The 13,883-nt window shown below is 58.0% G+C and carries 13 protein-coding genes; all 13 read right to left on the reverse strand.

What is annotated here, in order from left to right; all coding sequences use genetic code 11:
* Positions 1-89: 89 nt before the first annotated feature.
* Complete coding sequence (gene fmt / locus PV433_RS13325; RefSeq protein WP_332072579.1) at positions 90-1,049, reverse strand: methionyl-tRNA formyltransferase; 960 nt, start codon at positions 1,047-1,049, stop codon at positions 90-92.
* Positions 1,050-1,053: 4 nt separating this feature from the next.
* On the reverse strand, positions 1,054-1,539 hold the full coding sequence (gene def, locus PV433_RS13330; protein ID WP_332072580.1) for a peptide deformylase: 486 nt from the start codon (positions 1,537-1,539) through the stop codon (positions 1,054-1,056).
* A gap of 70 nt (positions 1,540-1,609) precedes the next feature.
* A complete protein-coding gene (gene priA / locus PV433_RS13335) occupies positions 1,610-4,234 on the reverse strand; it encodes a primosomal protein N' (protein ID WP_332072581.1) in 2,625 nt (874 codons plus the stop codon).
* Positions 4,227-5,444: a bifunctional phosphopantothenoylcysteine decarboxylase/phosphopantothenate--cysteine ligase CoaBC gene (gene coaBC, locus PV433_RS13340; RefSeq protein WP_332072582.1), complete on the reverse strand. Its 1,218-nt coding sequence runs from the start codon at positions 5,442-5,444 to the stop codon at positions 4,227-4,229. The genes priA and coaBC overlap by 8 nt, the downstream gene beginning before the upstream one ends.
* A gap of 115 nt (positions 5,445-5,559) precedes the next feature.
* Complete coding sequence (gene rpoZ, locus PV433_RS13345) at positions 5,560-5,769, reverse strand: DNA-directed RNA polymerase subunit omega (RefSeq protein WP_332072583.1); 210 nt, start codon at positions 5,767-5,769, stop codon at positions 5,560-5,562.
* 3 nt (positions 5,770-5,772) lie between these two features.
* Positions 5,773-6,399, reverse strand: coding sequence for a guanylate kinase (gmk, locus tag PV433_RS13350; protein ID WP_332072584.1), 627 nt, complete (start codon positions 6,397-6,399; stop codon positions 5,773-5,775).
* Positions 6,389-6,652, reverse strand: a complete 264-nt coding sequence (remA, locus tag PV433_RS13355) for an extracellular matrix/biofilm regulator RemA (RefSeq protein WP_110840413.1) — start codon at positions 6,650-6,652, stop codon at positions 6,389-6,391. The genes gmk and remA overlap by 11 nt, the downstream gene beginning before the upstream one ends.
* A gap of 109 nt (positions 6,653-6,761) precedes the next feature.
* Positions 6,762-7,649: a YicC/YloC family endoribonuclease gene (locus PV433_RS13360; protein ID WP_332072585.1), complete on the reverse strand. Its 888-nt coding sequence runs from the start codon at positions 7,647-7,649 to the stop codon at positions 6,762-6,764.
* 86 nt (positions 7,650-7,735) lie between these two features.
* Positions 7,736-9,607, reverse strand: coding sequence for a bifunctional homocysteine S-methyltransferase/methylenetetrahydrofolate reductase (locus PV433_RS13365; protein ID WP_332072586.1), 1,872 nt, complete (start codon positions 9,605-9,607; stop codon positions 7,736-7,738).
* An 80-nt stretch (positions 9,608-9,687) separates the two neighbouring features.
* Complete coding sequence (dapF, locus tag PV433_RS13370) at positions 9,688-10,524, reverse strand: diaminopimelate epimerase (protein WP_332072587.1); 837 nt, start codon at positions 10,522-10,524, stop codon at positions 9,688-9,690.
* Positions 10,525-10,936: 412 nt separating this feature from the next.
* Entirely contained in the window at positions 10,937-11,845 is a 909-nt protein-coding gene (locus tag PV433_RS13375; protein ID WP_332072588.1) for a GNAT family N-acetyltransferase, read from the reverse strand.
* Between the two features lie 89 nt (positions 11,846-11,934).
* Positions 11,935-12,810 (reverse strand): sugar phosphate isomerase/epimerase family protein, encoded by an 876-nt coding sequence (locus PV433_RS13380; RefSeq protein ID WP_332072589.1) that lies wholly within the window; start codon positions 12,808-12,810, stop codon positions 11,935-11,937.
* A gap of 2 nt (positions 12,811-12,812) precedes the next feature.
* Positions 12,813-13,856 carry a Gfo/Idh/MocA family protein gene (locus tag PV433_RS13385; RefSeq protein WP_332072590.1) on the reverse strand — a complete coding sequence of 348 codons (1,044 nt, stop codon included), beginning with the start codon at positions 13,854-13,856 and terminating at the stop codon, positions 12,813-12,815.
* Positions 13,857-13,883 lie beyond the last annotated feature (27 nt).

Below are 13,883 nucleotides of genomic sequence, written 5' to 3' on the forward strand. Positions count from 1 at the left end.
CGCTCCGGGGGATCGTTTGTTACCGTTTGGTTGCCGCTGCGCATCCGTTTTCGTCTTGGCGGACGTTTGCGTTTGTGGCTGCTTCGGATTCAATTCGTTTCCCCCAATACCGTTCCTTTGGCAATCGGTGTGCCGCGCTTCAGGTCGGACACGCTCATCGCCTTCTTGCCGGCGGGCTGAACGTGAGTGAGCCAGATCGAACCGCTTCCGGTAGCGACTTCCAGTCCGTCGTCCGTCATTTGCAGCACAGTCCCCGGCCTCACTTTCCCTGCGGAACCGTTCGTTCTCTCGTCATCGGCGGGTTTGCGGCTCGCCCAAACTTTAAACACTTCGCCGTGAAGCAGCGTAAAAGCACCGGGCATCGGATTCAGTCCGCGGATCTGATTGAACAGCTGAAGCGAAGATTTCGTCCAGTCGATCCGTTCGTCCTCGCGGGAGATATTGGGGGAGTAGGTCGCATCGGCTTCGTTTTGCGGTACGGCTTGGATACGCCCGGCCAGCAGCTCGGGCAAAGTCGTGCGAAGCAGCTCGGCTCCCGCCACGCTCAGCTTGTCGAACAGCGTGCCCGCCGTATCTTCGTCGGTAATCGGAACTTCCACGTTCGAGATCATATCCCCGGTATCGAGACCCGCCGCCATATACATAATCGTGACGCCGGTTACCGGCTCGCCGTTCATAACCGCATGCTGAATCGGCGCCCCGCCCCGGTATTTCGGGAGAAGCGAGCCGTGTACGTTTATGCAGCCATGCTGCGGCACGGCCAGCAGCGATTTGGGCAAAATTTGCCCGTAAGCCGCCGTTACGATCAAGTCCGGCTTGAAGCTGCTAACCTCATCAACGGCAGCGGGATCGCGGAGCTTGACCGGTTGGAGGACCGGAATGCCGTGCTTCATCGCTTCGGCTTTGACCGGGGTGGGCGCAAGCTCGCGTTTGCGCCCTTTCGGCCGATCCGGCTGAGTGACGACAGCCACAACGTTGTAGCCCTGCTCCAGCAGCGCTTGAAGGGAAGGAACGGCAAAATCAGGCGTTCCCATGAAAACGACGTTCATGTCTTCACTCCTCGCCCTTTTTTTGCCGTTCCTCTTCGCGGTATACGCTTTTGGCCAGATCGGTAAACAGTACTCCGTTCAAATGATCGACCTCGTGCTGGAATGCGCGGGCCAGAAACTCCGAAGCGGTAATGACGAGCTCGTCGCCGTTGCGGTCCAGACCTTTAATCGTAATTGTCAGCGAACGGTTAACGTCGCCCCTGAGCCCCGGAATGCTAAGACATCCTTCCGGCCCGAGCTGCTCGCCCTCCGCGTTTACGATCTCCGGATTGATCATCTCGATCAGCCCGTTGTCGTCTCCTACGTCGACTACGATCACCCGCTTCAAAATACCGATCTGCGGCGCGGCCAGGCCGACGCCCTCCGCATCGTACATCGTATCCGCCATATCGTCCAGCAGCTTGTGAATGTTCGGTGTAATTTTCGGAACCGGTTTCGCTTTCTCGCGAAGCACCGGGTCCGGTTCTTTTACTATAATTCGAATGGCCACGGATCAGCACTTCCTTTCAAAAACATAAGTCATCCATTCCATAATCGGTCCGGAAGCGCCAAGGCGCTCGCTACATCAGCACTTGCGGATTAACGTCGATCCCGATCTGCAGCTTCTCCTGGCGCACCGTATCGTCAAACGCGGCCGCCACTTCGGCGATCATCCCGGAAACGTCGATATCCCCCCGATATTTTACCATGCATTGAAACCGATATCTATCTTTGATTCGCGGGATCGGCGACGCGACAGGCCCGTACACCTCGAAGTAAGGCGCGTCCACCCCCCGGCCATACAACCCTCCACGTTCTGATGCCGATCCGGCTTCTGAACGCTTCCACTTGTCCTTCAGTCTCGCGGCAAACGATTCTCCCGCCCGGACAAGCATCGGCACCTGTTCGTGGGAGAAGGTGATCAGCACCAAATCGCAGTATGGCGGGTATCCGCGTTCTCTCCGCATTTCCAGCTCCGTCTCCAGGAATGAGGCATAATCATGATGGCTGGCGGTTACGATGCTGTAATGATCGGGAGTATACGTCTGGATAAACACTTCGCCGGGAAGCTTGTGCCTTCCCGCCCGTCCCGCTACCTGGGTGAGCAGTTGAAACGTCTTCTCCGCCGCGCGGAAATCGGGCAGATGCAGCACCGTATCGGCCGCGATGACGCCGACAAGCGTGACGTCCGGGAAATCAAGACCTTTGGCCACCATTTGGGTGCCAAGCAGCACATCCGCCTGCTTGTTGCGGAACCGGGTCAGCAGCCGTTCGTGGGCGCCCTTCTCGGAAGTCGTGTCCACATCCATCCGGATGACGCGAATACCGGGAAACAGCTTGCCCAGCTCCTCTTCGACCCGCTGGGTCCCCGTTCCGAAATAACGGATATGCTCGCTTTCGCAGCTGGGGCATTTTTTCGGTTCCGGCTCGGATAAGCCGCAATAATGACAGCGCATCGTCCGGGATACCTGGTGATAGGTTAGCGAGATGTCGCAGTGCGGACATTGGACGACGTAGCCGCACGACCGGCACATGACGAAAGTCGAGTAGCCGCGCCGGTTTAACAGCAATACGGTCTGTTCTTTCTTGTGTAACCGTTCTTCAATCGCTTTATACAAGCCGCGGCTGAACATGGAGCGGTTGCCTTCCTTCAGCTCCTCCCGCAAATCGACAATATGAACGGCGGGCAAAGGGCGGCCTTCGACACGGTCCTCCATCGTCAGCAGTTGGAACGGGGAGCGGACTGCCGAACGTTCGTTTGTCCGGGCATAACTTTCCAGCGATGGCGTCGCCGAGCCGAGCACGACGACCGCCCCCTGATGCGAAGCGCGCTGAACCGCCACGTCGCGGGCATGATACTTCGGGCTCTCCTCCTGTTTATAGGAAGCTTCGTGCTCCTCATCGATAATGATCAGGCCGAGCTTCGTAAACGGAGCGAACACAGCCGAGCGTGCGCCGATCACGACGCTTACCTGCTTCGTGCCGATTTTACGCCACTCGTCGTACCGTTCGCCTTGGGACAAGCGGCTGTGCATGACCGCGACCGCATCGCCGAACCGGCTCTTGAACCGTTCGACCATTTGCGGAGTGAGCGATATTTCCGGGACGAGCACGATCGCTTCCCGGCCTTGGTCGAGACACTGCTGGATCGATTGCAGGTACACTTCAGTCTTTCCGCTGCCGGTTACGCCGTGAAGCAGGAAGACGCGGTGCTCTCTCTCTTCGAGCGCAGCCGATATCGGAACGAACGCCCCGCGCTGCTGATCGGTGAGCGGCAGCGGCTCCGTTTTGGCAAACTGCCTGCCTGCATACGGGTCCCGGTATACCTCCCGCTCCTGAACCGACAGCCAGCCTTTCTCGGCAAGCGCCTTGACCGAGCCTGCGCTTATGTTCAATTTCTCGGTCAGCTCTGCAAGCGGCAGCGGCTCCGGCTGCCCGGCGAAAAAAACCATCAGCTCTTTTTGCCGCTTCGCTCCGGCTCCCAGCTTCTCCGCTTGCTCCAGCATCGTCGCCCGGTCCGCAGCCGCCTCGACATAAAGCACCTTCTTGGCGTTCATCCGGTCCTTCACCGAGTTGATCTCGGCCAGTATTCCTTGCTCCAGCAAATTTCTCAGCATCAGGCTGGCATCGGGAAAACGGCGAAGCAGCGCTTCCGCCGGTACCGTGCCTTTCTGCTTCACAAAGGCGACGATATTCTCTTCCTCCGGACTGCGAGCAAACATATACGCTTGCCTTCCGGTCTCCCCGGCAGCCGTGCGGGTCTCTTCTCCGGCAAAAGCGATCATTTTCTCGTATTTCGCCTTTAACGCTCCCGGAATCATCGCTTGGAGTGCCGTAATCTCGTGGCATATATACGTCCGGCTCATCCACCGGGCCAGGTCGACTAGCTCCGGGTTCAGCGGAGGAACCAAATCGAGCACTTGCTCTACCGGCTTCAGTTTGCCGGCATCCATACTAGTCCGGTCCGACAAGCCGACGACGAAGCCTTGCAGCGTCCGGGGGCCGAACGGAACTCCGACACGGCTGCCGACTGCAACCCAAGACTGAAGCTGGGGAGGCACGATGTAGTCGAACGGACGGTTCGTCTGTTTGGCGGGCACATCTACGATCACCTGTGCATAGAGACGGCGCTCCCCGAACAGATCGCCTTGCAGCAGCGCCCCGTCATACAACGCGGAAGGCGCCGTCGCGCCTTCCTTAGTCATGGCGATCACTCCCGCCGCGTGTATTCAACCGTAACGCTACAAGGCTCAGCAGTTTCTGCGCGACGTCCAGCTTGCTCATTTGCGGCAGCGATTCCACCAGACCGTCTTTGTCGTACACGCTCACGATGTTCGTATCCGTTCCGAACCCCGCACCCGGCACCGTCACATCATTAAGCACAAGCAGATCGCAATTTTTACGAACCAGCTTGTCCATCGCATACTGTTCCCCGTTATCCGTTTCCGCGGCGAAGCCAACGAGGAACTGCTTCGCCTTTCGCTGGCCAAGCGTTTGCAAAATATCCGGATTTTTGACGAGCTCCAGCGTCATCGTCTCGTCTTTCTTCTTCATTTTTTTGTCGAACCGAAGGGCCGGACGATAATCGGACGGGGCAGCCGCTTTAATGACGATATCCGCGTCCTCGAAGCGTGACAATACCGCGTTCATCATATCGGCCGTCGACTCGACATGGACGACCTTAACTCCAGCCGGCAAAGCCGCCGTCGCTTTACCCGTAACAACCGTGACGTCCGCTCCCATCCGCTTCGCGGTTTCCGCGATCGCAAACCCCATTTTGCCCGACGAATCATTCGTGATGTAGCGGACCGGATCGATTCGCTCCAACGTTCCCCCTGCCGTTACGATCACCTTCAGCCCGGAGAGCGGTTTTGCCGGATTCAGCATCCGTTCGATGGCCGTCATCATTTCTTCCGGTTCCGCCAGCCTTCCTTTGCCGACGTAACCGCAGGCCAGCTGCCCTTCGCCCGGCTCGACGAAAGAAACGCCGCGGTCCCGCAACGTTTGCATATTCGCCGTTACAGCCGGATGCGCGTACATATGCACGTTCATGGCAGGCGCAACCAGCACCGGCGCCTCCGTCGCGAGCAGCGTCGTGCTGAGCATATCGTCGGCCAGGCCATGCGCCATTTTGGCGATTATGTTCGCAGTAGCCGGTGCAACAACAATCAGATCGGCGCTGTCCGCCAAATGAATATGCGACACGACGGAAGCATCCTTCTCGTCGAACGTATCCACCGCAACATCATGTCTCGACAGCGTCTGGAACGTCAGCGGGGCGACAAACTTGGTCGCAGACTCCGTCATAATCACCCGTACGTCCGCCCCCGCCTGCACGAGTTTGCTGCACAGCGCAGCCGCCTTGAAACAAGCTATTCCTCCGGTAACTCCGAGCACGATCGTTTTTCCTTGCATCTGCGCACCTCTCCATCTGATCAATGAGATCCATCCAGCTGCGTCCTTCAACCTGGGAAGAGAAAAAAATAACAACCTGTGACAGGTTGTCGTCATACGAAACGTACATGTTCTCTTACTGTTTGTTTTCTCTATTTGACTCCACGTGAATATAATCGCCATAGATTTCTTCGAGCGCAACTCCGACATGCTTGCTGGCATGCTGGTCTTTCAGATCGGTCTTGGATCCGTCCCGCAGCATGCGGGCCCGCTTGGATGCCGCTACGACGAGCGAATATTTGCTGTCCACTTTGTTGATAAGCAGGTCGATCGATGGGTATAACATCTTTTAACGCACCTCTTCCATCCAAGAATTCACATAAGGCATAATCCGTTCGCGCTTGCAATGTTCGGCCGTAATGATCGAGCGGATGCGGGAGCAGGCTGTTTCCACCTGATCGTTGACGACCGCGTAATCGTAATGCTCGAGCAGCCTGATTTCGTCAACCGCTACGGACAACCGGTTGCGGATCGATTCGTCGGTTTCGGTCCCTCGCGTTTCGATCCGGTTTTTCAGTTCATCAAGCGACGGAGGCATCAGGAAAATAAAGACGCCTTCCGGAAACTTCTGCTTTACTTTCATCGCGCCTTGCACTTCGATCTCCAAAATAATATCTTTACCTGCGTTGATCGTGTCTCTGACGAAGCTCCGGGGAGTTCCGTAGTAGTTGCCTACGTATTCGGCCCACTCCAGCAGCTCGTCTTTTTCGATCATCGAACGGAATTTATCTTTGGATGTAAAAAAATAATTAACGCCTTCCGTTTCTCCTGCGCGCGGCGGGCGGGTCGTAGCGGAAACGGAATATACCAGTTCCGGTGCCAGCTTGCGAAGCATGGAGCATACGGTTCCTTTGCCTACGCCGGACGGGCCGGACAGCACGATCAAAAGGCCTTTGTCGCCCGCATTACTCGTCATGATCATCGTCCTTATTGTTAGTAAGTCGATGCGCCACCGTTTCCGGTTGTACGGCGGATAAAATGACATGGTCGCTGTCGGTGATAATCACCGCGCGGGTACGTCTGCCGTACGTGGCGTCGATCAGCATATGCCGGTCGCGCGCCTCCTGAATGATCCGCTTGATTGGTGCGGATTCCGGACTGACGATCGAGATGATCCGGTTTGCGGATACGATATTTCCGAAGCCGATATTGATCAATTTAATGGCCATCATTGCCCTCCTACGAATTCAAGACCGTTGGCCCGTTGTCTCGCAGCCTTAGCAGCCTTGCACTATTCTTGCCTTATCGATGTGCGCTCATACTTTAAAATGCGGCCGGTTACTCGATATTTTGCGCTTGTTCGCGTATTTTCTCAAGTTCCGCCTTCATCTCGACGACCCTGCCGACGATCTCGAGATGCCCTGATTTGGAACCGATCGTATTGACTTCCCGATTCATCTCCTGATTCAGAAAGTCCAGCTTGCGTCCGGCAGGCTCGTCTGTTGCTAGCAGCTTGCGGCATTGACCGATGTGGCTCTCGAGCCGGACGAGCTCCTCCCGGATATCCGAACGGTCCGCCATAACGGCTGCTTCGGTAAGCAGCCTGGGGTCGTCCGGCAGCAAACCGGCGGATTCGCCCAGCAGCCCGGTCAGACGCTGATGAAGCTTCAATTTGTACTCTTCCACCGCTTTCGGAGCCCACTCGGCCGTTTCCCGTCTCAAACGTTCCAACCGGTCGAGCCGTCCGGCAACTTCGACGGCCAGATGGCCGCCTTCCGCGCGCCGCATCTCCAGCATGCCGGCTGCCGCTTCCCGCACGCATTCCAGAAGCGGTTCCGTGAAATGATCCGACTCCATCCCCGAATCTCGAAACGATACGATCCCGGGCAAAGCGAGGATATCCCTCAGCGAGAGAGAGTCGCTGAGAGCGAACCGTTCCTTTAGCTGTTCCGCCGCCAGGCGGTAAGATTCGGCAAGCGACCAGTCGATCTCCGCAAGGGCTGCCGTCCCCAGTTCCTTCTCGACGGTGACGGACACGTCCACTTTCCCGCGCTTGATGGAGTGCTGAACGATCCGTTTCACCTTGTCTTCCAACCGCATCCATTCGCGGGGAATACGGACGGAGATTTCCGAGTACCGGTGGTTGACCGATCTCATCTCGACCTGCAGCCGGCAGCCGCAGACGGAACGGCCAGATTGACCGAATCCGGTCATGCTTTGAACCATGGGTATCACATCCATACCCTATTCTAATTCATTTTGCAAGAGGGGACAAGTGGAAAAGAGAGCTGTCCCAGGGGCTCCGGGCGTTCTCAGCGCCCCGACTTCTCCCACACGTACTGGGTCAACTGAGCGCTCATGCCGTAAAAGTGCATCGGCGTCATGATGTAGATGCCTTTGAACCTCGGCATCGCCACGTCCAGCAGCTCCTTCGTAATCTGCACGCCCATCGCACGGCCGGACTCGCCGCTGAGACCCCCCATTCGTCCGCGCACTTCCTCCGACAGCTTAATGCCCGGAACTTCGTTATGCAGAAACGTCGCGTTGCCCTCGCTGACGATCGGCATAAATCCGATAAAGATCGGCACGTTCAGGTGCTTCGTCGACTCGTACACGTTCTCGATCAGCTTCGCGTCATACACGGGCTGCGTCATAATAAAATCGGCGCCTGCCGCGATTTTTTTCTCCAGCCGCTGCACCGCTTTCTCCAAGTACTTGACGTTGGGATCAAACGCCGCGGCAACGATAAACTTCGACTTATGCTTCAGCGGCTTACCGGAGAAAGCGACGCCCTCGTTCAACTGCTTGATCAAGCGGATCATCTCGAACGAAGTCATGTCATAAACCGAGCTGGAGCCCGGCAAATCGCCGAATCTCGACGGATCGCCGGTAATGACGAGCGTATGATCAAGTCCGAGCGCATGCATGCCCATCAGATGGGATTGCGTACCGATCAGGTTGCGGTCGCGGCAAGCGATGTGCAGCAGCGGGCGAACGCCCAGCTTCTCCTTGACGAGTATGCCGAGCGGAAGGTTGCTCATCCGGGTGACGGCCAGCGCATTATCGGCCATCGTGATCGAATCTGCGCCCGCTTCCTTGAGCGCCTTCGCCCCTTCCATAAACTTGCTGATGTCCAGATCTTTCGGCGTATCCCATTCGACGATAACTGTATGCCGCTCTTGAACGAGCTCGAGCAGCGAAGGCTCCGCACCGCCCGGCGCCGCGCCTGCCGGCCGCGAAACCGCAACCGTTCCGGCGTCTGGCGAGGCCGGCTTAACCGGACCGGCGCTGCCGGCGGCACGCCCTGCCGAGCTCGGCACGTAATGCTCCAAGGCTTTCGCCATTGCGGCGATATGCTCAGGCGTCGTTCCGCAGCAGCCGCCGATGAGACGCGCTCCGAGATCGGCGAACTTCAGCGCGTTCTCCGCAAAATAATCCGGCTTGGAGCCGAACGTGTACTTCCCGTCCACATAACTCGGCAATCCCGCATTCGGAAAAATCGAGAACGGAACTCCGGGAACCGGGCGAAGCTTCTCCAGCGTGCGGATGATTCCGTTCGGACCGCTGTGGCAATTAAAGCCGAGCACGTCCGCCCCTTCGGCATGAAGCTGTTCGAAAGCGGTCTGATAATCGACGCCGTCGTTCGTCATCGCTCCGCCGTCGGTCGCAAACTGGCCAATGACCGGCAACCCGGTTAACTGCCGCGCCACACGAAGCGCAAGCACAATCTCTTCCATATCGTAAAAGGTTTCCAGCAGCAGGCCGTCAACTCCCGCCTCCAGCAGCGCCTCCATCTGTTCCCGGTAATCGCGCTCCAGTTGCTCCGGAGTGACGTTGCGGCGGCGGGCCGCCCGGATCGAGCCTACCGCGCCGACGACGTAGGCGTCTTCGCCGACCGCCTGCCGGGCGAGCGCGACGCCGGACTGGTTGATCGCCCGCACGTCCTGTTCGAGTCCGAATTTGGACAGCTTCTCCCTGTTCGCCGAGAACGTATTCGTTTCGATCAGTCTCGCTCCGGCTTCATAATATTGACGGTGAACGTCAGCAATGACTTCGGGCTTCAGCAGGTTGTATTCTTCATAAGAGACGCCTACCGGGAACCCCTGCTGATACAAAAACGTCCCCATCGCTCCGTCGCCGATCAACACCCGCTGTCCGAGCGCTTTACGCAAATCTTCTTTCATCCGGTTCCTCACCCAAGCTTTCTATATAAATCTCTCTATTGAAAACTGCATCCCATCCGAAACCTGCCTGCTGCTAGGATCTATTCAACCAGCGTACCCCGGTATACGGTTACGGCAGGGCCGGTCATATACACCCGGCCATCCTCCTCCGCCCACTCGATCTCCAGATCTCCGCCCTTCAGCGAGACGACGGCGCGGCGGCCGGATACGCCCTTGAGCACCGAAGCGACCAGCGTGGCGCACGCTCCCGTGCCGCACGCCAGCGTAGGCCCGGCCCCGCGCTCCCAGACGCGCATGTCGATATGTTCGCGGGAGCGGACCGTGGCAAATTCGACGTTAACCCGCTTCGGAAACAGCGGATGCTGCTCCAGCTTCGGCCCCCAGCGGTACAGATCGAACCCGGCGGCATCGTCCACGTACACGACGCAATGCGGATTCCCCATCGACACGGCGGTAAACCGGAAAGTAACCCCGTCAATTTCCACCGGATAATCGACTACCGGATTTCTGTCCACCGTCGTTGGGACGGACAGCCCGTTCAGCACCGGAATCCCCATATCTACCGTAACGGAAAACGCCTTGCCGTCCTGCACTTGAAGCCGCACGGGCTGAACGCCTGCGCCGATCGTTTCGATCGCCAGCTCCGTTTTATCGGTTAAACCATTATCGTATACGTATTTGGCTACACAGCGGATGGCGTTGCCGCACTGCTCCGCCTCCGAACCGTCGGAATTCATAATCCGCATCATAAAATCGGCACGGTCGGAAGGCAGCACGAACACCAGGCCGTCGGCCCCGATTCCGAAAAACCGGTTGCAGCATGATACGGCTAGCGAAGCCGCGTTGTCGGGCAGGCGGGACTCGCCCGCGATCACGATAAAATCGTTGCCCAGGCCGTGCATTTTAGTAAAATTCATGGCGGTTCCTCTGTTTCTGAATCGTTTGGATTAGACCTTATTATAGTGCATAACGGACAGTATGCCTAGTGATTTTGTAAGCAATATCGAATCTGGCGGAGGAAACCGCCATTTTTCCCGCCGTTATCCGGGATAATGCGGAAATCGTTAACAATTCGGCGGTCGGAAGCGGTGAAGCGAACGGAGGGACGAAGCGGATGCCGGCACGATCGAGCGGCTGGCGGGGGCGCGGCTGCGATAGGCATTCATCAGGCGGGGACATTCATCCGGTAAGAAAAAAAGCCCCGGACCGCCAAAGTCAAGGGCCGGAGCTAATCTTATGATATCGTGGAAGCCCTGGCGCAACTCCAATAAGGGACGCGGGATTGTCAGCCCAGGGGCTGTTCGGGCGGCTTAACCGCCTCTATAAACGTTAAGCCGAAAAGTCCGCGACCATCAAATACTGGGTGTATATCGTCTTGAAGCCTGCTTCCTCCAGCCATTCGGTGACCGCGGGGTCGGACATGGACAAATTGTCCGTCGTTCTCGTGCAAGCAGCGTCCGCCGGTCCGAACGCACCGGCAACAGCGGCCCTTGCGAGCCGGTTCCGGTCCGGGCGTTCCGGGTCGGCGGCACAATGGAATAACACCGCTCCTGCCAGCTCCCCGTTCTCTCCATAGGAACGCCGGACAATCGCATAAGAGCCGATTGCACCCTGCTCGTCGATAACCGCAATCCCTTCGCTGTCGCTCCGGTTGAACCACTGACAGTTCCACGCCGAATCATGACGGAAGAACGGAAGCGCCGTCAGCTCGCGAAGCTTGGCGGGCCGGACCCGGTACGCTTCGTCCGCTTGCACGGCGGAAGCCGGCAGCGGGCCTTCCAGCTTCGCTCCGATCAGGCCGTCGCACTTGCGGAACCCTGCGCTTTCATATGCCGCAATCGCTCCCGCATTTTTCTGAACGACCTCCAAATAAGCGATGGACGCACCGCTCTCCTTGATCGCCTCCGCCGCTTCCCGCATCAGAAGTTTGGCCAGCCCCTTGCCCCTCTGGTTTGGGCTGACTCCGGTTCCGCCGTTCCAGGCGATTTTGACACCGCCCGCTTCCTTCAGCGCGATCAGGACGAATCCGGCCGGTTCTCCGTTCACAAAGGCCGCGACCGAAAGGTCCGTGCGGATCGACTCCCGTCCGAGCCTTGCCGTAAACTTCTCAAGCGTCGTCGACATATCCGAATAGTAGCCGGAAAATCCTTGATTCCACAGCTCCACCGCCTGGCGGAACGTACAGTCTGCCAAACGCCGGATTTCAATCGAATCCCGCTCCGTAAGACGGTTGTCCATAGAGCACTCTCCCCCCGCAAAAAATAAGCCGGGAACGGAAGAAGACCCGCTGAATAGCAGGCACTCTTCCGTCCACCCGGATCATTTAGTTATACTACACTACATACATAGCCCGCTTCCCGCAGCATCCGCTCCAGGTTGACGCGTGCTTCGGTAATCCGCCGGTCTAACTGCTCCACCGGAATGTCCGCACCGAACTCGCCGTTCAACCCGTCCAGACGTTCCACGATTACAGGACCCGTAAAGCCGGTCTCGCGCATCGTGGCGAATATCGCGGGGAAGTTGGCTTCTCCCTCGCCCGGAATCGGGAAGTCGAGCGCCGCGCGTGCTCCTCGGTGGTCTTTGGCGACAACGGAGATCGTCTGGGCCGCAATGGCGGGAAAATCGTCCGCCGGCTCGATCCCTTCATAAAACCGCACGTTGCCCGGATCATAAGACGCTTTCACGTGCGGTGAACCAATCGTACGCAGCGTGTCTGCAATCACTTCCGCCGTAGCCGTATTGCCGGTGTGCGGCTTGATCGTGACGACCAGCCCGCGCTTCCCCGCTTCCTCTCCGACCCGCCGGTATTTGTCCGCGAACGCCTCGTTGATCGGCGCCATCTCTTCGTCGGAACGCGGCTCATCCGGAAATCGCTTGTAACTCGTCGTACCGAGCGATAACAGCTCCTCCACGCCTAGGGCGCGGGCAAACTCGAGTCGTTGGATGGCCCGCTCGATCGGCTGATTCGGATGCAGGACATCGGTGCTGACCAGCGAGACAGGCTCGAGCCCGTACTTGTTCAGCAAGGCCGTAATACGCTCCGCTTCCCCTTCGAGCCCGTCGTCGAATGCAGGCTTTCCTTCGTGCGGCAGGCCGAACGAAACGTAACGGTAACCGGCTCGGGATATGCTCTCCAGGGCGCGTTCGAACGAATGCTTGTTATAGATCCAGCTCATGCATGCAAGCTTGACGGTTGGCTTCATTGTTACACCCCGGTCCGCGAAACGCTGCGCAGCGCCGAATAATCGACCGCCACCTCGCGGCGTTCCTTAAGCGAACGATACGCGGCTTCCGATACCGCTATGACGCGCAGTCCGTCCTCAAGCGAGATAAGCGGCTGCTTGTTCTCACGGATACAGTCGATGAAATGCCCGTTCAGCTGGACCCACATATCGTTGTCCGCAAACGATATTTTCTGCTCGGGTCCGCCGTCGTCCTTCACCAGTACCTGGCCGTTGTTGTTCACGACGGTCAAATTCTCCGTAGCGACTCCGGTGATGTCGTATTCCACCCGTGTCACCCACGGGGTGCTGACTTGGCCGATCCCGCCGTTCGCAAACCGCAGCGATACCGTAAAGGCATCGGCTACGCTGCCCGGAGGAAGCAGATACGTCCCGCCGTAAGCGAACACCGATTCCACCTCGCCGCACATCCAGGTGAGCAGGTCGTAATCGTGAGAGCCGTGGGAGAAAATCGGGCCTTTGGCCGTTACATCGTCAAAATACCAGCTCGGCGTATCGTAGTAATGATCGCGGTACTTGTCGTACACCCGCTGATTCGGATCGAGGAAATGCGTCCGCATCGACCAGGCCTGAATCGTCTTGCCCGCGCCCGCCCGGGAAACCGTCTCCTTCATCGTCCGGTAAGCCGGAGCAAAGCGGAGCGGGTAAGCAACCATCGACTTCAATTCCGGATGTTTCGCTCCGGCCGCCACGATCTCGGCCCCGTCTTCCACCGAGGTGGCAAGCGCTTTCTCCAGAAACAGGTGCTTGCCCGATTCCAGAACAGCCTTGGAAGCATCGACATGCAGATGATCCGGCGTAGCGACCCACACCGCATCCAAATCCTGCTCCAGCAGCGCCTCATAAGAATCATACACGGTAGCGCCCACTTCAGCGGCGAGCGACTCCGCTTTTTCGCGCGTCCGGTTGTGAACGGCCGCCACCTTCACGCCCGGCAGCTTGTGCAGCGTGCGGGCATGCAGCGATCCCATCAGACCGCAACCGATTAAGCCAACTTTGATCGTCATCGTTATCCAGCCTCCTTCTTTATCGCT

Source organism: Paenibacillus sp. GYB004 (genome assembly GCF_036577605.1).
GTDB classification, from domain to species: Bacteria; Bacillota; Bacilli; order Paenibacillales; family NBRC-103111; genus Paenibacillus_AB; species Paenibacillus_AB oceani.

What these genes read in the sequence shown, in the direction of transcription:
- fmt (WP_332072579.1), bottom strand. Translation starts at nt 1,049, where the DNA reads ATGAACGTCGTTTTCATGGGAACGCCTGATTTTGCCGTTCCTTCCCTT.
- priA (WP_332072581.1), bottom strand. Translation starts at nt 4,234, where the DNA reads ATGACTAAGGAAGGCGCGACGGCGCCTTCCGCGTTGTATGACGGGGCG.
- coaBC (WP_332072582.1), bottom strand. Translation starts at nt 5,444, where the DNA reads ATGCAAGGAAAAACGATCGTGCTCGGAGTTACCGGAGGAATAGCTTGT.
- rpoZ (WP_332072583.1), bottom strand. Translation starts at nt 5,769, where the DNA reads ATGTTATACCCATCGATCGACCTGCTTATCAACAAAGTGGACAGCAAA.
- gmk (WP_332072584.1), bottom strand. Translation starts at nt 6,399, where the DNA reads ATGACGAGTAATGCGGGCGACAAAGGCCTTTTGATCGTGCTGTCCGGC.
- remA (WP_110840413.1), bottom strand. Translation starts at nt 6,652, where the DNA reads ATGGCCATTAAATTGATCAATATCGGCTTCGGAAATATCGTATCCGCA.
- PV433_RS13360 (WP_332072585.1), bottom strand. Translation starts at nt 7,649, where the DNA reads ATGGTTCAAAGCATGACCGGATTCGGTCAATCTGGCCGTTCCGTCTGC.
- PV433_RS13365 (WP_332072586.1), bottom strand. Translation starts at nt 9,607, where the DNA reads ATGAAAGAAGATTTGCGTAAAGCGCTCGGACAGCGGGTGTTGATCGGC.
- dapF (WP_332072587.1), bottom strand. Translation starts at nt 10,524, where the DNA reads ATGAATTTTACTAAAATGCACGGCCTGGGCAACGATTTTATCGTGATC.
- PV433_RS13375 (WP_332072588.1), bottom strand. Translation starts at nt 11,845, where the DNA reads ATGGACAACCGTCTTACGGAGCGGGATTCGATTGAAATCCGGCGTTTG.
- PV433_RS13380 (WP_332072589.1), bottom strand. Translation starts at nt 12,810, where the DNA reads ATGAAGCCAACCGTCAAGCTTGCATGCATGAGCTGGATCTATAACAAG.
- PV433_RS13385 (WP_332072590.1), bottom strand. Translation starts at nt 13,856, where the DNA reads ATGACGATCAAAGTTGGCTTAATCGGTTGCGGTCTGATGGGATCGCTG.